This window comes from Thalassomonas sp. RHCl1 (assembly GCF_947387555.1).
GTDB lineage: Bacteria > Pseudomonadota > Gammaproteobacteria > Enterobacterales > Alteromonadaceae > Thalassomonas.
On record NZ_CANDNZ010000002.1, the window covers coordinates 403,397 to 426,061 of the forward strand.

16 protein-coding genes and 2 tRNA genes are annotated in these 22,665 nt (G+C 47.1%); 11 read left to right on the plus strand and 7 right to left on the minus strand.

Going from position 1 to position 22,665, the window contains the following annotated elements; all coding sequences use genetic code 11:
• Nucleotides 1-131: 131 nt before the first annotated feature.
• From sbcD to QL234_RS07845, 7 genes are all read left to right on the plus strand, one after another.
• The gene (gene sbcD, locus QL234_RS07815; RefSeq protein WP_281557269.1) at nt 132-1,382 is read left to right on the plus strand and encodes an exonuclease subunit SbcD; all 1,251 of its coding nucleotides are present in this window, start codon (nt 132-134) and stop codon (nt 1,380-1,382) included.
• On the plus strand, nt 1,379-5,077 hold the full coding sequence (locus QL234_RS07820; protein WP_281557270.1) for an SbcC/MukB-like Walker B domain-containing protein: 3,699 nt from the start codon (nt 1,379-1,381) through the stop codon (nt 5,075-5,077). Before sbcD ends, QL234_RS07820 begins: the two co-directional genes overlap by 4 nt.
• 91 nt (nt 5,078-5,168) lie before the next feature.
• Complete coding sequence (locus QL234_RS07825) at nt 5,169-6,056, plus strand: DMT family transporter (protein ID WP_281557271.1); 888 nt, start codon at nt 5,169-5,171, stop codon at nt 6,054-6,056.
• Nucleotides 6,057-6,168: 112 nt separating this feature from the next.
• Nucleotides 6,169-6,651, plus strand: coding sequence for a peptidylprolyl isomerase (locus tag QL234_RS07830; RefSeq protein WP_044834837.1), 483 nt, complete (start codon nt 6,169-6,171; stop codon nt 6,649-6,651).
• Nucleotides 6,652-6,939: 288 nt separating this feature from the next.
• A complete protein-coding gene (locus tag QL234_RS07835) occupies nt 6,940-8,562 on the plus strand; it encodes a methyl-accepting chemotaxis protein (protein WP_281557272.1) in 1,623 nt (540 codons plus the stop codon).
• A gap of 18 nt (nt 8,563-8,580) precedes the next feature.
• Complete coding sequence (locus tag QL234_RS07840) at nt 8,581-9,864, plus strand: transporter substrate-binding domain-containing protein (protein ID WP_281557273.1); 1,284 nt, start codon at nt 8,581-8,583, stop codon at nt 9,862-9,864.
• 328 nt (nt 9,865-10,192) lie between these two features.
• A complete protein-coding gene (locus tag QL234_RS07845) occupies nt 10,193-11,125 on the plus strand; it encodes a porin (RefSeq protein WP_281557274.1) in 933 nt (310 codons plus the stop codon).
• Nucleotides 11,126-11,230: 105 nt separating this feature from the next.
• Here QL234_RS07845 and QL234_RS07850 read toward each other — a convergent pair whose 3' ends face one another.
• The 4 genes from QL234_RS07850 to QL234_RS07865 all read right to left on the minus strand — a co-directional run bounded on the left by QL234_RS07850 (nt 11,231) and on the right by QL234_RS07865 (nt 13,873).
• Nucleotides 11,231-11,443 carry a hypothetical protein gene (locus QL234_RS07850; protein WP_044834839.1) on the minus strand — a complete coding sequence of 71 codons (213 nt, stop codon included), beginning with the start codon at nt 11,441-11,443 and terminating at the stop codon, nt 11,231-11,233.
• 213 nt (nt 11,444-11,656) lie between these two features.
• Nucleotides 11,657-11,733: transfer RNA gene (locus QL234_RS07855), tRNA-Val, on the minus strand.
• A gap of 515 nt (nt 11,734-12,248) precedes the next feature.
• Nucleotides 12,249-12,325: transfer RNA gene (locus tag QL234_RS07860), tRNA-Val, on the minus strand.
• A 180-nt stretch (nt 12,326-12,505) separates the two neighbouring features.
• Nucleotides 12,506-13,873: an MATE family efflux transporter gene (locus tag QL234_RS07865; protein ID WP_281557275.1), complete on the minus strand. Its 1,368-nt coding sequence runs from the start codon at nt 13,871-13,873 to the stop codon at nt 12,506-12,508.
• Between the two features lie 70 nt (nt 13,874-13,943).
• Between QL234_RS07865 and QL234_RS07870 the strand changes: the two genes are divergently transcribed.
• The gene (locus QL234_RS07870; protein ID WP_281557276.1) at nt 13,944-14,561 is read left to right on the plus strand and encodes a riboflavin synthase subunit alpha; all 618 of its coding nucleotides are present in this window, start codon (nt 13,944-13,946) and stop codon (nt 14,559-14,561) included.
• Nucleotides 14,562-14,769: 208 nt separating this feature from the next.
• On the opposite strand, the gene QL234_RS07875 is transcribed toward QL234_RS07870, so the two are convergent.
• The 3 genes from QL234_RS07875 to QL234_RS07885 form a co-directional block, all read right to left on the minus strand.
• Complete coding sequence (locus QL234_RS07875) at nt 14,770-14,976, minus strand: CPXCG motif-containing cysteine-rich protein (RefSeq protein WP_044834842.1); 207 nt, start codon at nt 14,974-14,976, stop codon at nt 14,770-14,772.
• Nucleotides 14,977-15,205: 229 nt separating this feature from the next.
• Nucleotides 15,206-16,078: a fructosamine kinase family protein gene (locus tag QL234_RS07880; RefSeq protein ID WP_281557277.1), complete on the minus strand. Its 873-nt coding sequence runs from the start codon at nt 16,076-16,078 to the stop codon at nt 15,206-15,208.
• Between the two features lie 109 nt (nt 16,079-16,187).
• On the minus strand, nt 16,188-16,922 hold the full coding sequence (locus tag QL234_RS07885) for an START domain-containing protein (RefSeq protein WP_281557278.1): 735 nt from the start codon (nt 16,920-16,922) through the stop codon (nt 16,188-16,190).
• Between the two features lie 241 nt (nt 16,923-17,163).
• Here QL234_RS07885 and QL234_RS07890 point away from each other — a divergent pair, with 241 nt between their 5' ends.
• The 3 genes from QL234_RS07890 to QL234_RS07900 are packed head-to-tail and all read left to right on the plus strand — an operon-like array spanning nt 17,164 to nt 22,642.
• Nucleotides 17,164-21,171: a response regulator gene (locus QL234_RS07890; RefSeq protein ID WP_281557279.1), complete on the plus strand. Its 4,008-nt coding sequence runs from the start codon at nt 17,164-17,166 to the stop codon at nt 21,169-21,171.
• Nucleotides 21,172-21,183: 12 nt separating this feature from the next.
• Nucleotides 21,184-22,035: a protein-glutamate O-methyltransferase CheR gene (locus QL234_RS07895; protein ID WP_281557280.1), complete on the plus strand. Its 852-nt coding sequence runs from the start codon at nt 21,184-21,186 to the stop codon at nt 22,033-22,035.
• Nucleotides 22,025-22,642 (plus strand): chemotaxis protein CheB, encoded by a 618-nt coding sequence (locus QL234_RS07900; protein WP_281557281.1) that lies wholly within the window; start codon nt 22,025-22,027, stop codon nt 22,640-22,642. The genes QL234_RS07895 and QL234_RS07900 overlap by 11 nt, the downstream gene beginning before the upstream one ends.
• Nucleotides 22,643-22,665 lie beyond the last annotated feature (23 nt).

Below are 22,665 nucleotides of genomic sequence, written 5' to 3' on the forward strand. Positions count from 1 at the left end.
GAAAATTAACAAATTTTCCTGCGTCTTGTCCCGGCTTGGGGTAGAATCAGCGTTTTGTTATCGGGCTTGATGATCGCCGCAGGCACAAGGGCGAATAATGGCCAGCAGTTCTGACAGGACTTTTCACTTTTATGCGTATTCTTCACACCTCAGACTGGCATCTGGGACAATATTTTTATGGCAAAAGCCGGGCCGCCGAGCACCAGGGCTTTTTATCCTGGCTACTGGAGCAGGTCAGCAGTTTATCGGTGGATTTAGTCCTGGTCGCCGGTGATATTTTTGATACCGGCACGCCTCCCAGCTATGCCCGAGAAATGTATTTTGACTTTGTGGTGCAGTTAAACCGGCTCGGCTGCCAGCTGGTGATTTTAGCCGGCAACCATGATTCGGTTGCCATGCTCGGGGAATCGAAACAGTTGCTGGCACACCTGTCCACCCGGGTGATCCCGGCGGTCAGCGAGGACTTGGAGCAGCAAGTCTTTGTAGTTCAAAATAAAAGCGGCCAAGATGCCCTGGTGTTATGTGCCATTCCCTTTATCCGGCCAAGAGATGTACTCAAAAGCCGGGCCGGACAAAGCGCACAGGAAAAACAGCAGGCACTGCAGCTGGCCATCAGCGAACATTACCAAAAGCTTTACCGCCGGGCCGGGCAACTGGCAATAACTCCCGCCGGGCAAAAACTGCCGATCATGGCAACAGGACACCTCACCGCCTTGGGGGTCACAACCACAGAGTCGGTGCGGGACATTTATATCGGCACCCTGGAAGCTTTTCCCGCCCGGGAGTTTCCCGAAGCCGATTATATTGCCCTGGGACACATTCACCGCGGGCAAAAAGTTGCCAAAAGTGAACATATCCGCTACAGCGGCTCTCCTTTGCCGTTAAGTTTCGATGAGGCCGGGCAGGGCAAGCAGGTCTTGCTGGCAGACTTTGCCGGCGGCGCGCTGGATAAGGTGACCTCAGTAGCCGTTCCCTGTTTTCAACCCCTGTTTATGGTGAAAACGTCGCAGGAGCGCTTAGGGCAGGAAATACAGCAGCTGGCAACGGAGCACCAGCAAGGGTTGTTGCCGGGACAAACACTGTGGCTGGATATCGAGATCGACAGCGGCGATTATCTGCAGGATGTACAGGGGCGGATAGAAACTTTGCTTGAAGATCTGCCGATAGAAGTGTTGAGGATAAGGCGCAGCAAGAAAAACCGGCAAGCGCTGGGCAGTGTCCGGGAGAAGATCACGTTAGACGAATTATCAATATCCGATGTTTTTACCGCCCGCTTGGCGCAGGAAAACTGGCAGACGGATGCAGAGTTTGAGCGCGAACAAAGGTTAACGACGCTCTTTTTACAGGCGGCGGAAGCGGTAAAAACGGAGCAGAATGCATGAAGATCTTAAGCCTGCGTTTTGAAAACATTAATGCCTTAAAGGGCAGCTGGAAAATTGACTTTAGCGCTTCGCCTTTTGACAGCAACGGGGTTTTTGCCATTACCGGTCCTACCGGTGCCGGTAAAACCACAATATTAGATGCCATTTGCCTGGCTTTGTATCATCAGACCCCGAGATTAACGGTGTCGGATAAGCAAAACCAGCTGATGACCCGTAATACCGCGACTTGTCTGGCGGAGGTGGAATTTGAAGTGAAAGGCCAGGGATACCGGGCCTTTTGGAGCCAGCGCCGGGCCAAAAACAAGTTAGACGGAAAATTACAATCCCCTAAAGCTGAGCTGGCCTTACTCGACGGCAGTATAGTGGCGGAAAAGCTATCTGTGGTGCGCAGTGAAATTGCCCGTATTACCGGACTGGATTTTGGCCGCTTTACCAAGTCGATGATGTTATCCCAGGGGCAATTTGCCGCTTTTTTAAATGCCCCCGCCAATGAACGGGCAGAGCTGCTGGAAGAGCTCACCGGTACCGAAATTTATGGCCTGATCTCGCAAAAGATATATGAAGACTTTAAAAGTGAAAACGAAGCGTTAAGACTCCTGATGGCGCAAAGCCAGGGCGTGGTGGTGCTGACAGAAGAAGAGTTAAGGCAAATTCAGCAAGCGCTCGAACAAAATGAGTTCAGGGAAAAACAGCTGCTGACACAGCAGGAAAAAGCCCAGCAGGCCCTGAATTGGCAACAGCAATATCAACAAGCGTGCACGCAATTGGCAAGTGCCAGGGATGCCCTGGCACAGGCGCAGGCAAAAGAAAATGACTCCCAGGATTTGCTGGTGCAGTTACAAAGGGCCGAGCCTGCCGAAGCGTTGCGCAGTACTTATGAGCAAAAACAGGCCCTTGATCAGGCTCAGGTGCAAAACCAGCAGGCGATTGAGAAAATCAGTGCAGCGTTATCGGCAGCCGAAGAGAAAGCCCAAAGCCAGCATGCGCAATTAGCGCAGCTTACTCAAGAGCAGGCGGTTAAAGAGCAGGATTTTACCCGCACCGAAACCTTAGTGGTAGAGACCATTATTCCCCTGGATCAGGCGATTGATTCAGATCTGGGGCAGGTTAATCGCCAACAGCAAGTACTGACACAAATAAAAGAAAAACTCGGTGGTGCTCAACAGCAATTACAGCAAGATCAGGTTCAGCATAAGGCCTTGCTTGATGACTATGAAAAAAACACGGCTTTTATCGGCCAGCATCCCTTTTATCCGCAACTGGCGGAAAAATTACCCCTGTGGCAGGAGAAGTTTGCCCAAATCAATCAGCAAAGGAGCGAACAAAGTTCCCTGGGCGGAAAAATAGCTGAGCTTGAGCAGCAACTGATACAGGCCCGGGATGAACATGAGCGCCAGCAAAAAAGCCGTGAACAGGCCGGCGTCTTATACCAGCAGGCGCAACTGAAGATGCAAGCGCTTAGCGATGAAAAGCAAGGGCTGTTCGCACAAAACAGCGGACTTGATGAGCAGCAGCTCATTGATGAGTTAACCCGGCTGCAGGGACAACAAGCGCAAGCGGGTCAGGCATTGCAAAATGTCCGGCGTTTTGCCCGGCTGGCACAGCAAATCAATGAGCAAGAACAGCAGAGCAAAGGGATCACCCTCGAATTATCAGGCATTACCGCCAAGCGGGATCAATTAAGGCAGACATTTTCCCGGGAGCAGCAACAGTTAAGGGATTTAGACGCCTTGGTCTTGCAGCAGCAAACCATTATGTCCTTGTCACAGCACAGGCAAGCCTTACAGGCCGGGCAGGCCTGCCCGTTATGTGGTTCGAAGGAACATCCGTCTGTTGTTGAATATGCCGGTGCAAGCAGCAATGAATATCAGCAAAGACAAGAGCAGCAAAAGCAGCTGTTAAAGGAGATTGAAAAGCAGGGACTGGAGCTGAATAACCAGGGCAGCAAGCTCCAGGGACGCCATGATACCTTGCTCGAAAGTATTAACGTTAATCGCCGGGAGCAGGAAGAGTTATTGCTTGGCTGGCAGCAATTCCAGGATGTGTTGCAGCTCTCCTATCCGTTAAGCCAGCTTGAGGCTATTGAGGAAAATTTACTGAAAAATGAGTCAAGGTTGGAATGGCTGACGGCACAAAATCAGCAATTACAACAGCTTAATCAGCAAATAAACCAGCAGCAGCAAGAAGTCACCCGGCTGGACAAACAAGTGATGGCGCTGCAAAACCAGTTTGACTTATCGGGCAGTAAGCTCAGCTTTGATCAGAATGCTATCTCCCAGATGAAGCAGCAGTATCAGCAGCAGCAAGCGGCGCTGGAGGAAATTACGCAGCAGTTAACCGGCGAGCTTAAAGGCTTGGCGCTGCATTATCCTGCGCCGGAAAGCTTTGATGCCTGGTGGCAGCAGCAAGTGACTAAGGTACAAAGTTATCAGGATGCCTTAACCAGGCAAGGGGAGCAAAAAGAGCAACTGGCAGCACATCAGCAAAACCTTGCGGTGCAGGAAGAGCAGGTACGCTATTTAGGCCAGGAGCTGCAACAGGCACAGGATTTACTCAAGCAATATCAAGAGTTGCTTGGGCAAAAACAGGCCCAGCGGCAGGCATTGTTCGGCACTCAGTTGGTGGCGGATGTCAGGGGCGATATCCAGGAGCAGCGTAAGCTGCTTGAACAGCAGTTACTCGGCTGTCAGCAGGCCCTGGCGGATGCCCAGCAGCAGCTTAAGTTATTGCAGGGGCAGTTACAGGTCAGTCAGCAGCAGTTACAGCAGGGGATGCAGCAAGTAGCAAGCAGTCAGGAGCAATGGCAATCCCTGCTGAGTGCCAGTCCGTTCGAGCTTGAAAGTGACTTTCTTGCCGCCTTGCTGCCGCAGGAAAAACGCCTGGAGTTAACCCGGTTAAAACAGCAAATTAGCGAGGAAATACAGCAGGCGCAAACCCTGATAAAGCAGGGGGAGCTTGAAAGTGAAAAGCTGCTAGCCGCTAAAGCCGGTTTCGGCGATGGCCAGGATAATGCCGAAATGTTAAAGCAGCAGCTGGCTGCCGTGCAGCAAGAGCTTAAGCTGCTGCAGCAAAAGCAGGGGGAGCTTAGCCAGAAACTCGCCCATGACAGGCAATTGCGTGAACAGCAGGCAGAAATTCTGCAGCAAATCAATGAGAAACAAGATCAACTGGAAGACTTATCCTGCCTCAATGCCATGATAGGCTCTGCCGACGGGGCCAAATTCCGGCGTTTTGCCCAGGGGTTAACTTTGGCGCACCTGGTTTATCTGGCGAATTTACAGCTTGAGCGTTTACATGGCCGCTACCAATTGCAATGCCAGCAAACGGATGCTCTGGCACTGGAGGTGCTCGATACCTGGCAGGGGGATACTGTCCGGGATACCAAAACTCTCTCCGGCGGGGAAAGCTTCCTGGTGAGTCTGGCGCTGGCATTGGCGTTATCTGATCTGGTGAGTGCAAAAACCAGCATCGATTCCCTGTTCCTGGATGAAGGCTTTGGCACTTTAGATAATGAGACATTGGAAATCGCCCTGGACGCCCTGGATAACCTTAATGCCAGCGGTAAGATGATCGGGGTGATCAGCCATGTGGAAACCTTAAAGGAAAGAATTGCGGTACAGATTAAAGTGAAAAAGTTCAATGGACTGGGGGTTAGTGAACTGCAAAGCCAGTTCAAATATGCCCCTGAACACTGATTTCGCGACTTTAACTTTTTCTTATTGAATATTTTGCCATGAATGCCCCGGGATTCATGGCAAGTTGTGATTATTTTTAAGGAGGATTTAATTGCAAACCTGGATTTATTTTACCTTGCTTGCCGCCTTGATGCAGGCGGTACGCACCGCGGGTCAGAAGCAGTTGTCGGGTCATTTAAATGCGATGGCGACAACGGGAGTGCGTTACCTTTATGCTTTACCTTTTGCCTGGTTTTATTTATATGTTTTGCTCGAATATCATCAGATGGAGATTCCCAAACTAAATCAGGCCTTTATTCAATATGCGACCATTGCCTGCGTGACGCAAATCCTGGGCACGGTTTTTTTGGTTGCGGCATTCAAATACCGTAATTTTGCCGTGGCCACCAGTTTATCTAAAACCGAGGCGATCCAGGTGGCAGTGGTCGGGGCTTTATTTTTTGCCGCTCCTTTGAGTCTCTGGGGCTGGTTTTCGGTGATTTTAGGCGTGGTCGGTGTCTTGATTTTATCTAAGGTCAAACTCTCGGTCAGGGAGTTATGGCAAAGCCCCGGCGCGGGTTTCGGGCTGGCTTCCGGGCTGGCGCTGGCGATCACCACGTTATTGATCCGCCAGTCGAGTCTGGCACTGGCAACCAACTTAATAGTGAGTGCGGCGTTGACCCTGGTTTTTATGATCACAGTGCAATCGCTGATCTCCCTGGTGTATTTATGGCTGAAGGATAAAGCCCAGTTGCCCCTTATGCTTAAACACTGGCGTTTATGCCTGTTTGTCGGGATCACTAGCGTGCTGGGTTCCATTGGCTGGTTTACCGGCGCCAGTTTGCAAAATGCCGCTTATGTTAAGGCCTTAGGACAGGTGGAGTTTTTTATTACGCTCGTGCTTACCTACCGGCTGTTTAAAGAAAAAATCGCTTTCGCTGAATATATCGGCATGTTGCTGGTCCTTGCCAGTGTGGTGATCCTCTTGCTTTGGGCCTGATGTCGCCCTGCTTTGTTAACACATGCTTATCAGGGATAAAAGATTAGGGATTTTAGAGGGTTTTTGCTACACTCGCGGCCAAATTAACGAAAAGAACATTTTTGGAATTGCTATGAAAATTGCAGATAAAACCGTTGTCCAGTTTCATTACACGTTAAAAGATGAAGCGGGTAAAGAAATCGAGTCTTCAGTGGGCGGGGATCCGCTTGCCTACCTGCACGGTTTTAATAATATGTTGGTGGGGGTTGAGAAGGCATTAACCGATAAAGCCGCCGGTGATAAGTTTTCTGTCACGCTTCAGCCCGAAGAAGCCTACGGCGAGCGCCAGGAAGATGCTATTCAGCGGGTACCGGTTAAACACCTGCAGGGAGCCGATAAATGGCAGCCGGGTATGACTGCCCTGGTGCACACGGAGCAGGGGGAGCGCCAGGTTACGGTTGTTAAAGTAGGTAAATTTATGGTAACGGTCGATATTAATCCGCCGCTTGCCGGCAAGGTGCTGACCTTTGATTTAGAAGTGCTGGATGTGCGTGAAGCTACAGCTGAAGAAATTGAACATGGCCATGCCCACGGCGTTGGCGGTCACCAGCACTAATTTTTCCATAACATTTTTATTACTTGGTGCCGGCTTACCTTCAGGCCGGCATCTTATGTTCATTTGCAGGTTTTGTCCTGCTCTTTTTTCTGCCCTGTGTAAATTTCGTCCCTGTTTTCCCGGGATAATTTTATACTCATTTTAGCTGCTGACCCTTATTTATCCGGGGGGCTGGGGAAAGGTTAAGTTTGTCTTTCTAAAAAGAGCATCTACACTTAAGTCACTTGAAAAGTAATTCATTAAAACTGGTTCTTAAGGATAATTCTTCTTAACTGGCAGTCGTTAACAATGAAAAGCATCTCAGTAAAAAATAAGCTTTATGTCTTCTCTTTTGTCGTAACCCTCTTTTTTGTCATCATAGGTTATTCCGGGATCAACCTTACCGGCCAGGTAGCACAATCCACCTCGGTTATCTTTAAGGAAAGCACTATCCCCTTAGCCAAACTGCAAAATATCCGCAGTATGATTTGGAATGTCTACTACCGGCTTATCGTCCATGCCAGTACTTTTGAAGATGAAACCATGACTCAGATGCAGGCGGAAATAACCGATCTTTCCGCTCAGATAGAAAAAGGCTTGCTCGGTGTTGGAAAAATCGATGCTGCCAGTAAAAAAGCCAGTCAAAAAATCCTTGGTTTGTGGCAGCCTTTTATTACCGATATTGGTTTGCAGGCCATAGATATGAGCAGTAATTTTGCCAAGGAAGATGCCATGAACAAGCTGCTTGATACCGGTAATGAGCAGTTTCAGGCATTGCTACAGGTACTGGAGCAGGAAATAGCTAAAATTGACAAGCAAACCATGGTTAACTTAGATACTTCAACACAAGATATTCAAGAAGATGCCATCACCCAGTCTATCCTTTACACCTTGGTGTTAGGCGCCATCGTTATTTCCACCTCTTATTTTATTATCCGCTCTATCGTTTCGCCGTTGGTGTTAATGAAGGATGCGGCCCAAAATGCGGCGGAGCATTCAGATCTTAAGGTCAGGGTCAATTATGATAAATCCGATGAAGTGGGCTTTGCGGTTGAAGCTTTTAATTCCATGCTCGGGCATTTTTCTACCGCCTTGAAAAATATAGAAGACACCGCCAGCTTGCAGCTGGGGGAGTCGCTGAAAATGTCTGAAGTCACCGAAGACAACAAAACCGGCATCCTGGAGCAAAGCCAGGAAATTAATATGGTAGCGACCTCAGTCACCGAGATTTCCGCCTCCATTAATGAAGTAAAACGCCACGCCAAAGAAGCCGAAGAAGCCGCCAATGATGCCATGAATAATGTCAAAGACGGTACTAAGGTGGTGGGGCAAACTATCGAAGAAATCCATTCTTTGGCGGACAATGCCAAAACCACTTCCAACGTATTAAGCACCCTGGAGCAGGAAGGGGAAAATGTCGGTAAAATGCTTAATGTGATCCGCGATATTGCCGACCAGACCAATTTATTGGCATTAAATGCCGCCATTGAAGCGGCCCGTGCCGGTGATATGGGGCGGGGATTTGCCGTGGTGGCGGATGAAGTCAGGACCCTGGCGCAGCGCACACAAAATTCCACCGGAGAAATTGAAAGTATGATCAATCATTTTCAGGCCGGAACCAATCAGGCAATAGAAGTGATCCAGGTCAGTATAGAGCAGACAAAAAGTTCGGTGGAAGTCGCCAATAAAGCAGGAGAGTCATTAAATCAAATAGTTGAAGCGGTCAATGTGATCCAGACCATGAATTCTGAAATTGCCCACGCCTCAGCGGAGCAGGCCCTGGCCATTGACAATGTCAATGAAAGTACTGAAAGGATACAACACATCGCCAGCACAGTCATCGAAAGCTCGGAAACGACAGTGACTTCATGTCGCAGTGTTACCGATATGGCACAGCAGGTTAAAGAAATGGTATCTCAATTTAAAGTATGACATTTTTGGAGGCTTCCCATGAGTATTACCCGTCGCAGATTCGTACGCAACTGTTCAGCGGCCGCCCTGGCATTGGCACTGCCTTATCCTGTTTGTTTTGCCAGGCCGGCGCCGTCCTCGGATGAAATTCGCATCGGTTTAGTGCTTTCCTCCACCGGGTTTATGGGCATAGTGGAGCCCTATCAAATAGCGGTTTTGCTGATGGCGATTGAGGAAGTTAACAGCAAAGGCGGCATCAATGGTAAGAAAGTGGTACCTGTGATGCGCGATCCCGCCAGTAACTGGGGAAATTATGCCAAACAGGCAAAGGAGTTGGTGGAAAGCGGGGTGTCTATTTTCCATTCCTGTTATACCTCGGCCAGCCGAGAAGCGTTATTGCCCATTATTCAAAAAGCCAACGGTTTATTGTTCTACCCGACTTATTATGAAGGCCGGGAATGCACCGACAATATGATCATGACCGGCTCATGTCCTAACCAGCAGGTGGATAACTCAGTCCCCTGGATGATTAAACGCTCGGGAAAAAATATTTATTTGATCGGCTCAAACTACATTTATCCCCGTACCATGAACAAAGCCGCAAAATATGCAATATCTGCCAATGGCGGCAAAGTGGTGGGGGAAAAATATGTTGACTTGAATGTGACTACTACCGCCGGATACACAGATATCGTTAAAGATATTAAAGCGAAAAAGCCCGACTGGGTATTATCCAATGTCGTTGGCGCTTCCGGCGATGCCTTTATGCAGGAATATACCAAACAGGGACTTAACAGCACCAATATGCCTATTTTATCTTACCCTATGACGGAGCCGGAAGTGTTATCCGCCGGCATTAAAAACTGTGTCGGTCACTATACCTCCTTTACTTATTTTCAAACCGTCGATTCAGTCGAGAATAAAGCCTTTGTTTCTAAATTTAAAAGCTTCCTTGAAGCGAATAAAAAACAGTTTCCGTTGCCGGCGGTGACTTCCGGGGTGATGCAGGCGGCCTATAGCGGCTTTTTAATGTTTGCCAAAGCGGCACAAATGAGCAAAAGTTTTGATCCCGCTGCTCTGGTTAATGCGTGTAAGGGCATGGAAATCAATGCCCCCGAAGGCAAGGTCAGGGTTAACAGTAACAACCTACATACGGCATTAAGGCCCAGGATAGGGCGGGTAAATGATGCCGGGTTATTCGACATTCTCGATGAATCGGCCAATTTGGTTGAGCCCATGGTTTTTAATCCTAAGATAGACCCGGGTAAAACCTGTGAAAATGGTGGTGAGTACTACATCAAAGGAAGAAGGGTGCCAACTTAGCTATTCAGCAGAAGAGCTGCGCTGAAAATGGCAATTATGCTTGATATTCAGGGGAATAAAGATGTGAACGTACTTATCTTGGACTATGTTTGTATAAAAGGTGGTAGAGCTTAACGAGTAAAAAATATATTGAAGGTATACAGCTTAAACGTGTAGTAAGTCGTACAGAAAACGGTAAATCCTAGCTTGTAGTAAGTCGTAATAAAAAGTGATGCAACTAACTTTGTAGTAAGTCGTAATAAAAATACTGAAAAACTTATTTCGCAGTGAGTCGTAATAATAATGCGGTAAAACTTAATTTAGGTAATTTTTGGAGAGGACTTAATATATGAGAGCATATACGTGTTTAACCTTATCAAGCCTGGCATTAATTTCAGCGCAAACCCTTGCGGCAACACATGATCCGATTTCGTTTTCGGGTTACCTGGATGCTTCATTTGTTTCAGAAGATGTTGATGATAACACCGAAGATGATTTTACCCTGGATGCGCTGGAATTAAGGTTTTTATATCAGGGAAAGGATAACTTAAGTGTTGTGGCGCATGTTCGCGGCAGCAGTGACGAAGACTTTGAACTGGAACAGGCCCACCTTAATTACCAGGTGAATAAAAACCTCAATATTGTTGCCGGTAAATTCTTGAGTATCCAGGGCTGGGAAGCCTTTCACGCTCCTGACTTATATCAGTTCTCTACGTCCGCAACTTTGGTATACCCCGGCATGATGAATGGCGCCAGCGTAACCTACAGTAATGATGATTTTACCTTTCACGGCGCAATAGTCGCCAGTGCCTGGGACTCCAAAGATACGGAAACGGATGATAATGCCTACGACTTTGCGGTTAAGGTGAAATCTATTCCCGACGTGACCATCCATCTGGGTTATACCACAGAAGAAATAGCCAATTATGATCAGGCGCTGACTAACCTCTGGGCCAGCTATAGTAAAAATGGCCTGACCCTGGCGGCGGAATATAATCATCTGGAAGATTGGGGCGGCAAAGATTATGAAGGGGATGGTTGGCTGGTAATGGCAAATTATGAATTTACCAGCAAAATAGGCCTGACATTAAGGACCAGTGCCCTGGAAGTTGAAAATGATGCCGACTTTGACATCACGGACATTGAAAAATGGACCATTTCACCTTCTTATAAAGTGTCTGATGACTTACTGCTTGTTTTTGAATATTCCGAAACAGAAAATAACTTGTTATCTAATGGTGATTCTGACTTATTTGCTATTGAAGCTATCGTGACTTTTTAAATAGATTTATCGGCTCTGCTGCTGGTTTAAGCCATAGCCGGAGGCAGGGGAAGAGGAATTTCGATATTAACTTGTCGATATTCTTCTTTGCCCCTGTGCATATTGTCAGACGATCACATCAATAGTGCGTGCATTTCTTTCCTGTGCGGCAATTCGGTTTTCTTCCTCTCTTTCCCTTTGCTGCACCTGAGCTTGTTGTCTTTGTTGCTGTAATGCTTCCTGTTCGCGGCGCTCTTGTGCGGCCCGCTCTGTTTGCTGTTGACGCTCGGTTGGGGTGACAGATAATTGTGTTTGAACACGATTGATTGAAATAGCCATATTAGCTCCCGTGCATTTAAGCCGTCGTTAACTCACGGTAATCTAAGTATAGTATCAATGTCGCAGGTAAGTAGGGGACAGGGCCGTTGGCAAGCTAAGCTATTGATTGACGGCTTATGCCCAGAAAAGCATGTTTGGCTTTGCTCCAATACCGGGAGCAACAAATTTATTGCTGGAAAAGAAAAAGCCGCCTTGAAGGCGGCTTTTGCTATATGGTGGGTGCGACTGAATTCGAATCAGCGACCTCATCGATGTCAACGATGCGCTCTAACCAACTGAGCTACGCTCCCAAAATTCTGTGCAATTCGCTTAATTTAAGCTGGATGCGAATCCATAAGGAGGGACTAGATAAGTTCTGCTATATCTTTGCCTCTCAACGGGGCGCTATACTAGCGATCTGTTTTCCCTGTTGCAAGCCTTTTTCTAAAAATAACATTAAATTAATGCTACTTTGCTTGTTAAATCAACACGCTGCATTTAATTTGAACGATTGCCAGCGTTTCATTCGCTGCCTTGTATCTGTTATTGGCGGATGACGGTTGTGATGTATTTGGCGAACGGACGACTGCAACATATAGGCGCAAGATGTTAAGGCACCAGGGCTGTTAAATGTAAAAGTTAATATGGCAGGATAGCTCTCATTAGCCAGTATTGTCATTGGTTTTTTATTGAATATTCATGACGGGTTGAAAAAGCAGCTTAACAATAATGCTTCATTAAGCGGTGAGGGAAGACTTTTTGCTGTAACTGAGCTTTTTGGGGGCAGAAAGAAAAATAGCCGCCCTAAGGCAGCTATTCTTATATATGGTGGGTGCGACTGAATTCGAATCAGCGACCTCATCGATGTCAACGATGCGCTCTAACCAACTGAGCTACGCTCCCAGAATTTTTTGTGCAATTATCGAGAGTCTATTCTTATCTTAATTAAGAAATACTTTAAACATCTCTTTGCCTCAACGGGGCGCTATACTAGCGATCTGTTTTTGTTGTTGCAAGTACTTTTATGCAGATTTTCTTAAACCAACAACTGTTTGCCTGTTAAAGCAACAAACCGTGTTTATTTTAAACACATGATGTCCGTTCAAACCGCTGTTGTACTATACGCAGCCGCCAAGCCAGGAAAAATGCTGCGGTGGTTAATCCTGAAATAAAGCCAATCCAGAAGCCATAAGCGCCGATGGCAGGCATTAACCAGTCGGTGACTCCCAGGATTAATCCTAAACTCAGGCCGATTAGCCAATAGGCGACAAAGGTGATCACTAAAATTGATTTGGTGTCTTTATAACCGCGTAACGCCCCGGCGGATATCACTTGGATAGCATCTGAGAACTGAAATAATGCCGCTAAAAACATTAAGCTGGCGGCCAACTCGATAACTTTAGTGTCTGTGGTATAGATAGTGGCAATCTGGGTTTTAAAAATAAGGGTCAGGGCTGCGGTGAATAAAGCGATCATCAAGCCCAAGATCACCGAATAGCGGCAGATGGTTTTTGCTTGCTGGTAATCTTTATTACCGACGGCAAACCCGACCTTAATGGTAACCGCCAGTGCCAGGCTTAAAGGCACCATAAACACCAGGCCGGAAAAGTTAATGGCTATCTGATGGCTGGCGACCACGTTAGCGCCAAAAGGAGCCAGGATCACAGCAACCACGGCAAATAAGCTCACTTCAAATAATAAAGACAGGGCGATGGGGACACCCAGGGCGAGAATGCCTTTAATTTCCGACCACTGGGGCCAGTAAAATTGTTTAAACAGTGGTGCGTGTCTTAATTTTTTAGAGACTAGAATGTAGATCAGCATACTGAAGAACATCACCCAGTAAACAATGGCGGTGGCGATGCCGCAACCGGCGCCGCCTAATGCCGGCATACCCAGCTCTCCATAAATAAAGATATAGTTAGCGGGGATATTGATCACTAGGCCGATAATACTGATGATCATGGTGGGTTTAGTATGGGACAAACCTTCGGAATAATTTCTCAGTACTAAATATAAACAAAAACCCGGGCCGCCCCAGATGATGTAACCCAGGTAGTCAAACATCAGTTGTTTTAAGTTAGCTTCCAGTGTGACCAGAGGATAAAGATAAGGGGCTACCAGGAAGTACAAGAAGATCAAAGATAAGCCTAATATCAGGGCTATCCACCCGGTTTGAAAGCTTGCTTTGGCAACCTGGTGATATTTATTTGCCCCGGCAAGTTGGGAGACTATGGTGGCCAGCGCCATGATCAGGCCATAAATGGTTAAAATCAAAGGTAACCAGACACTGCTGGCCACAGCCACGGCTGCCATATCGGTTGCGCTGACGCGCCCGGCCATTACGGTATCGGAAAACCCCATTAAATTCTGGATAAGTTGGGCAATTAAAATAGGGTAGGCCAGTTTAAGCAGGCTTTTACTTTGTTCGAGGAAATTATTTAAATTCATTCGGGTACTTATTACGAGGACTTGAGTTTGTTAATATGACGCTTTACTGATTTAACCTGACGGATAATATATGTTTACGGGCATAGTGCAATCACAAGCTGAAGTTTTAGCAATAAAAACAGAAAATAATTTATGTCGTTTAACGCTTGCTGTAGAGCCAAAAAATATAGATCAGCTTGAACTTGGCGCCAGTATCGCAGTTAACGGTGTTTGTTTAACTGTGGTGGAATTTGCCCCTTTGGATGAAAATCGCGCCTATATCAGTTTTGATGTTATCGATGAAAGTTTAGCGGTAACAAATCTTGGGGCGTTAACCCTCAATGGCCTGGTCAATATTGAGCGCTCTTTAAAAGTCGGGGATGAGCTTGGCGGGCATATGGTCAGTGGCCATGTCCATTGCCAGGCACAGTTAATCGAAAATCATGTGACCTCAAGCAATTGTCGGTTGGTTTTTTCTTGTTCGCCCAACTGGATGAAGTATATCCTGCCCAAAGGTTTTATTGCCATAAATGGCATCAGTTTAACCTTGGGGGAAGTGGTTGATAATCAATTTAGCGTGCACCTTATTCCGGAAACCCTGGCCCGGACTAACCTAAGCCGGTTGTCCATTAACGACAAGGTGAATCTGGAGTTTGACCAACAAACCATTACAATAGTGTCAACACTGGAGCGAATGAACCTGGTCTGAATTCAGTATGTTGACAAGGGAACTAAGCTGGATGACACATCATCTGTGAGTGTTATCTGCGAACGTCTTGATCCGGTAAAAATTAACTGAGTACCTCTGCCTTGATTGAAACCCTGCGGCAGTGAAAAAGGCTGATTGAATGATTTACCAGCTTTTATTTGCTGTTCAGCTATTGATAAGCCAATCTAGGTGAATATGGTAGCAGCCGTTAAAATACCTGTTCATCATCGCTGTCTACAGCCAGCTGAATTTTTTGCCGGTATTCGTCTATATGCAAGTTAAAATGAATATCGCTGCAGCAGGCGGGACATTCATCATAATAATCTTGATCACCTGAAGTGGTATCTAATGTGACATGCAGGTGATGGCCGCAATGCGGACAACGAATGCGTTGTTCGGTAATATCCTGGAGCATGATGCCTCCCAGATTTAACGCCAAAAAGAGTAAGACATGAGATCCTCAATACAAGGTGTAATGATTCATATCGTTTGTAATGGATAACTCAATTTAGCCATTAACTTTATCTCATTATGAACGGTTTTACCCAAAGTGCGAGCCGCTGCCCCTTTAATGATAAAGGGACAGCGGTAAATGCTTGCTATTGTAGAAAATAAACTTATTTGTAAATTGGTTTGAATGCTGGTTAATGAATGGCAAGGGCGAATAGTCGGCCTAACAGGGCTTTTGCCTGATCAATATAGATACCGCCAAAGAGGTTGGCATGGTTGAGTATATGGTAAAAATTGTAAATGTTTTTGCGGCGCTCATAACCTTCAGCTAAAGGAAAGACGTTCTGGTATCCCCGGTAAAATTCGCCGGGAAACTGGCCGAAAAGTTCGGTCATGGCGATATCAACTTCCCGGTCGCCGTAATAACAGGCGGGATCAAAAATTACCGGGCCCCGAGCGCAAAAACTGACATTGCCCTGCCAAAGATCGCCATGCACCAGGCAAGGGGTCGCATGATGATGGGCCAAGCCGTTATGACACATAGCTATGATATGCTCTATATCGCCCATATAGATGGATTGTTCGCTTAATAATTGTAGTTGCCAGCCGATCCTTTGTTCGGCAAAAAAACTGCGCCAGTTACTCTGCCAGTCGTTGGGTTGGCGGGTGCTGCCCAGATAATTATCATATTGCCAGCCAAATTGGCCATGACCGGAATTTTTATGCATTTGGGCAAGTTGCTGTCCCAGCTGGTACCAAAGGCCGCCATTGTCGCTACAAAAATCGATATGGGAGAGCACAATATAACTCTTATCCAGGGTTGTGCCCACGGCAATACATTCAGGTGTGATCAGGGTTTGGCTTGCCCTAAGCTGGTCAAGAGAGTAGGCCTCTGCTTCAAAGTGATGCAGACGATTTTTATCGTTGAGTTTAATAAAATAGCTGTGCTGCTCATCATTTACTTTAAAGGCGAGATTGATGTCACCGCCGGAAATAGGTTTTTTATCTTTGATAGAAAAGGATTGGCCGGTTTCTGACGCAATGGCCTGCCCGATACTTTGCCACATATAACCACCACTGAAGCTTATTGCAATATCTGTCAGGTAAAATCGTTACTCTTTGCTTAGTGTAGTCTATCTAAGTCGTTTTTTACGGTTTATTCGGCTAAAGCCGTTATTAGTCCTGTTCTTTGATGCCCGGAATGCTTTTTTGTTGCCATTTAGACAAGGGAAGCTGCTTATGTAAGGCTTGCAGGGTTTTCCACATCGCCCTGAGGGAGAGCTTATTTGCCAGCCATAAAGGCAAGTTTCCTTCGGGGCTGGCAATCAGGCGGTAGTGTATTTTAAGTTGTTTATCTGCCAGGGGGGTAAGTTGCCAATGGGCATTATGAATTTTGATGCGAATAGCATTTGTGTTGTTCTCCAGCGCATGACTTGCATCGTTGACGGCAATTTCCACGGATAAGTCAGGGTTTTGCCAGTAAGTGGAATGTATCAGCATTTCTCTGGCTTTTACCGGCCAAAAACCGTCAAAGTATGTGATGAAAATATTTTCCCGGGGGGTTATTTGTGCTAATAAACGGGCCTGGCTGGCATTGTCCAACCAGTTCGGGATATTGGGGTAATCTTGTAAAAACAGTAAAAAGCCCGACAAAGTCGAGCTGAGTTTGAGCTCTGCTGAAATTTCTATCAGTGGACTGTCATTGACGGGGCGGTACCGGACACGTGAGTGCTCATTTTCCCGCCAAAGCTGCCAGGCGTTTTGTGCTGCCGGATCATCCGCCGTCATACTTGATGCCGGTAACGGCATTTCAGCGGCTAGCCGGGCAGAGGGCAGGTTTAAAAACACCAGCAGATAAAGCGCGTAAATTCCGTGGAACAAATGGACACTCCTGAATGCATCGTAGGGCATGACTTATTTTTCCATTTTAAGCAATTGTTTGCCATAAAGATATTCAGTGCAATAACAAGGGAGATTTTGCTCCCGGATGTCGGCATTATATCTTTGCAAGTCGTTCCGTGTGATCCTGTAATTTACTTGAGCAAGCAACAGCTAAGTTAGTCGACTCTTGATAAATTGTACTATCCTTTCTTTACTTAAAGCCATTATCAACCGGCTGTCATTAGGGCCTTGTTGACTGGAGTATGACGGGGTGAAAAATTTAACCTTCACCGCTAAGATTTGGTTAGGGTTTTCGCTGGTATTGATGTTAATACTAGCCGTCATCCTGGTCATTCAAGTCAATTTTGCAGTAATTGCCCAAACAGAAAAAAGAATCGCCAAGACCCGGATCCCCACCGCCCACAGCTCTAAAGAAATGCTTATCGGTATCCAGGGAACCCTGGCTTCCCTGCGTGGCTGGATATTACTTAAAGATCCTGTATTTAAAAAACAGCGTGCCGGATACTGGCAAAATGAGATCGGCATGTCACTGGCGACCATGAAAATGTTATCGCTTGACTGGACCAATCCGGACAATATCAAAACTCTCAACCAGCTGCAGGCAGAGCTGGTTAAGTTCCGCCAGTATCAGGACGAAATAGAAGTCATTGCCGATAGTGATGACAATAAGCCCGCCGCTAAAATTCTGACATTAGAGCTCACGCCTGCCAATCAAGTGATTTTGGACAGTATCACCGCCATGATCAATGAAGAGGCCAGGCAAAAATCCGCTGAGGCCCGTATGCGCTTATTTAAGGCTATGGCTGACTTTCGCGCCAGTATCAGTCAGTCGCAGGTCTATATTGAACTCTATGTTTTGCTGGCGGATAAAAGTTATCTTCAACTCTATCAAAAACAGTGGCAAATCAATGAAGCCCGTTACCTGCAGTTAGTGGAGTTGAGTCCGTCTTTTAGCGCCAGGCAGCAACTGGCCTTTAGCCGGTTAACGGTGGCAAGAAACAAGTTTGCCCAGTTAGTGGACAGGATGCAGGAGATCATGCAGGGGCAAAAAAGCGATCTGGCCAACCATTGGCTGGCGACCCGGGCGATCCCTTTAGTGAGTAGCATAGAATCAAAATTAGCGCAAATGAGTAAAGATCAGGAAATGTTGCTTGTTGCCGACTTTAACCAGCACCAGCAAGGGCTGAACCGGCTGGAGCGTGAGTCAAGCATACTTTTTGGTACGGTTATCCTGCTTATCCTGTGTCTGGCAATCATGATAGTGCGTGCTGTGGTCCGGCCTATCCACCAGTTATTGGCCATGACGGTGAAAATAGGCAATGGTGAATATGCAATAGATACCCAGCTAACGGGCTCGGTAGAAATGATGAGGTTAGGGCGTGCGCTGGAGAAAATGAAGCAGCAAATCGCTGAGCGGGCTGAGCGTTTAGAGCAGCAAAATTGGTTAACTACCCAGGAAAACCGGGTGATGGAGCTTACCCAGGGGGTGTTGAGCCTGAGTGATATCTGCGAGCTGGTGATCTCGCATTTAGCCAGGAGCTTTGAAGCCGGGCATGGTGTCTTTTATCTGGCAAACCAGGTCGATAAGGACGGGCAAGAATCCCTTTCCTTGTCACTTTGTGGCAGTTATGCCTTTACCGAGCGCAAGGAGTTGTCTGCGCAGCTCCAGATGGGGGAAGGCCTGGCCGGGCAGGCGGCAAAAGAAGGTAAGCCGATTTTACTGACCCGGGTGCCGGGGGATTATATCCGCATCAAGTCTGCCCTGGGACAGCAGCAGCCGATGAATATCCTTGCCTATCCGGTGATGCATGAAAATAACCTGGTGGGGATCATTGAGCTGGCCAGCTTTGTCGCTTTCACCGACCGTCAGCTGCAGTTGCTGGAAAAAGTCAGTATTAATTTAGGGATCATTATTGACAATGTCGCCAACCGTAACCGCACCGAAAAGCTGTTGGTGGAAACCCAAAACCAGGCACTTGAGCTTAATCTGCAAAAAGAAGAGTTACGTTCGGTCAATGAAAACCTGGAGAGCCGGGCACAGCAACTGAAACTGTCCCAGGAAGAGCTGCAGCAGCAATCGGAAGAATTACGCGTTTCCAACGAGGAGTTGTCGGAAAAGCAAAAAACCTTAATCGAACAATCGAAAAACTTACAACATACTAAAGCTGAATTGGAGAAAAAAGCGGAAGAGCTCACCACCACCAGTAAATATAAATCAGAATTTTTGGCGAATATGTCCCACGAATTACGGACGCCGTTAAACAGCTTACTGATTTTATCCAAGTCATTGGCCAATAACGATGAAGGCAATCTGACGGATGAACAACTTGAAGATGCGAAAGTGATCCATGAAGGGGGCCTGGCACTGTTGATGCTCATTAATGACATTATGGACTTGTCTAAAGTGGAAGCGGGCAAACTCACCGTGCATATTGAGTCTATGTCCCTGGAAACGGTTTGCCGGGATCTAGAGCTGATGTTTGCCAAACTGGCGCAGCAAAAGCAAGTTGAATTTAGCCTCAGCCAGGATGCCGACGTCCCCGCCGTCATACAGAGCGATATCCAACGGCTGGAGCAGATCTTAAAAAACTTTATGTCCAATGCTTTTAAATTTACCAGCAAAGGCTCGGTCCGTTTGCGGATCCACCGGCCATTACCCGAACTACAGCAACTGCCGGATTATATTGAGGCGGACACTTCCCTGGCGTTTTCCGTGATAGACACCGGCATCGGCATTGCGGATGATAAACAAGTGGCGATTTTTGAAGCCTTTCAACAAGAAGATGGTTCCATCAACCGTAAATATGGCGGTACCGGCTTAGGGTTGGCGATATCACGGGAGCTGGCTCATCTGCTTGGCGGGGAAATAAAACTGCAAAGTACTCTGGGACAGGGCAGTGTTTTCACCTTGTATCTCCCCTTGCATTTACAAGAGATAACTCCGCCATCAGAGCCGGCTTTGCAGGAAGATAGAGTTTTTAAAGCCGCCAAAGCAGAGGCCCGGGTCAATGCTTGCTCCCCACCAGAGAAAATGACGCCGCCCGGCGATTTTCTCGATGATGACAGGGAGATTATCCAGGAAAGTGATAAAACTTTATTGGTGATAGAAGATGATATTCATTTTGCCCGGGTTCTTGTTAAAGTCGCGCGAAAGGAAGGCTTTAAGTGCCTGGCCACCGACAAGGGCAGGGAAGGACTGTTGCTGGCCCAGCAATTTTTGCCTATGGGCATTATCCTGGATTTAGGCCTGCCCGATATTAATGGCTTAACGGTGTTAGAGCAGCTTAAGTTCAACCTCAAGACCCGGCATATTCCGGTACATATTGCCTCCGGAGCTGATTGTGAGCAGGACTCTTTAAATTCCGGGGCTTTCAGTTTTCTGGCTAAACCTGTGGCTAATGAACAAATTGGGCATTTACTCAGTTCACTGGTTAAAACTTCATCTCGCCAATTCAAACAGGTACTGGTGATTGAAGATGATCTTGGTAACCAGCAGGCGATTACCAAGCTGATTGCGGCAGAGACCATCCGGGTAGATTGTGTCGATTGCGGCGCCAAGGCGCTTGAATACCTGGGTGAGCATAAGGTGGACTGTATTATTCTGGATTTGGGCTTGCCGGATATGAGCGGGGTGGAACTATTAACCACCATCAAGCAGTTTCGCGGGCAAGAGCGGGTGCCGGTGATTGTTTATACCGGTAAAGATATTCCGGACGATGAATATAAGGAATTGTGCAAGATAAGCGAAGACATTATCGTCAAGGGGGCCGAGTCACCGGAGCGGTTACTCGATGATGTATCCTTGTTTCTGCACAGTATCCAGAGCGCCTTTTCCATGGAGCAGCAAAAAACCTTAAAAATGCTCCATGATCAATCAACAACTTTGTCGGGACAGGAGATCTTACTGGTCGACGATGATATGAGAAATATTTTTGCTCTGTCGCGGGAGCTTGAAAAGTCCGGGGTGAATGTCACCATGGCGGAAAATGGCCAGGTGGCATTAGAAAAAATTGCTGAGCGTGATGCACCTTTTGATTTGATTTTAATGGATATTATGATGCCGGAAATGGACGGCCTGACGGCAATACGTGAAATCAGAAAAATCAGTGTCTATCAGCAGGTGCCAATCATTGCTTTGACGGCAAAAGCAATGCCGGAAGACAAGACCAGCTGTATTGAGGCGGGGGCATCGGAATATCTCACTAAACCTGTAGATATGGAGCGCTTATTATCTATGATGCAAATTTGGCTGTTTTAACAGGATGATGTTATGGATACACAATCCCGGGAAGCATTTGAAATTAAATGGCTGCTTGAAGCCATCTACGCCTGTTACGGCTATGACTTTCGTGACTATGCCGGCGCTTCGTTGAAGCGGAGGATACTCAACCGTCTGGAGCTGAGTGATTGCCGGCATATCTCGGATATGGTGAGTAAAATGCTTTACGATAGCGATTTTTTTGAGTTGTTCCTTCAGGATATGTCGATCACCGTCACTGAAATGTTTCGTGATCCCTATGTGTTTTTACAGCTCCGTGAACGGGTGATCCCCAGGTTAAAGACATATTCGCGTATCAATATCTGGCATGCCGGCTGTGCCACAGGGGAAGAAGTTTATTCCCTGGCGATATTACTGCATGAAGAGGGCCTGCTGGAAAAAACCCGGATTTATGCCACCGACTTTAACAACCATTCGTTAGAAATTGCCCGAAAAGGTATTTATTCCCAGGATCTGGCGAAGTACCAGGATAATTATCTGCTGGGGGGAGGGAAAAAGGCCCTGAGTGAGTATTACCAGTACAATTATGATGCGGTGATCATGAAGGCATTTTTAAGAAAGCGTATTACTTTTGCCTATCACAATCTCACCCGGGATCAGGTCTTTGCCGAAATGCATCTGATCATGTGCCGTAATGTGCTGATTTATTTTAATCAGGCCCTGCAGAATAAAGTATTAAATCTGCTTATCAACAGCCTGGTGCATAAAGGTTTTCTTGTCTTGGGGGATAAAGAAACCCTGGAATTTACCTCGATGACACATCAGTTTGATGATTTTGAGCCCAGGGCTAAGATTTATCGTAAAACCGCCGCTTTGCCTAAGGCAAATCAAGATGAAGATTAAGCAGTATCATATGCTGGTTATAGGGGCTTCTGCCGGCGGACTTAATGCTCTGGCTGTGGTGCTGGGCCGGCTTCCGGGATCTTTTCCTGTGCCCGTGCTGGTGGTGCAGCACCAGGGCGGGGGTAATGACAGTGAATATTTAGCCCTTTTGCTCGACAGCATGACCGCTTTACGGGTCAAGGAGGCCAGGCCTGGCGAAGTGCCGCTGCCGGGCTCCGTCTATATTTCGCCCGCCGGATATCATTTACAGCTCGAATTGTCGGGAAAGCTGAGTCTGTCGGTGGATTTGCCGGTAAATTTTTCAATTCCCTCCATCGATGTGCTTTTTGATACCGCGGCCGATGCGCTTGGGGCAAGCCTGGTGGCGCTGGTCTTAACCGGGGCAAGTTCAGACGGCAGCAAGGGGCTGAAAAATATTAAAAGCCGGGGGGGATTGACGCTGGTGCAATCGCCGCAAACAGCAGAAGCCCCGCAAATGCCCGAATATGCCATTGCCAATACCCGGCCCGACTTTATCGTGCCTTTGCAGGATATAGGCGCTTTGCTTTGCCGTATCTTTTTGGTGGAAGCTGTTAACGGCGGCAGACAAAGCGGTGATTGTCTCTAGCCTGGCGTAGGAAAGCGTGAGTT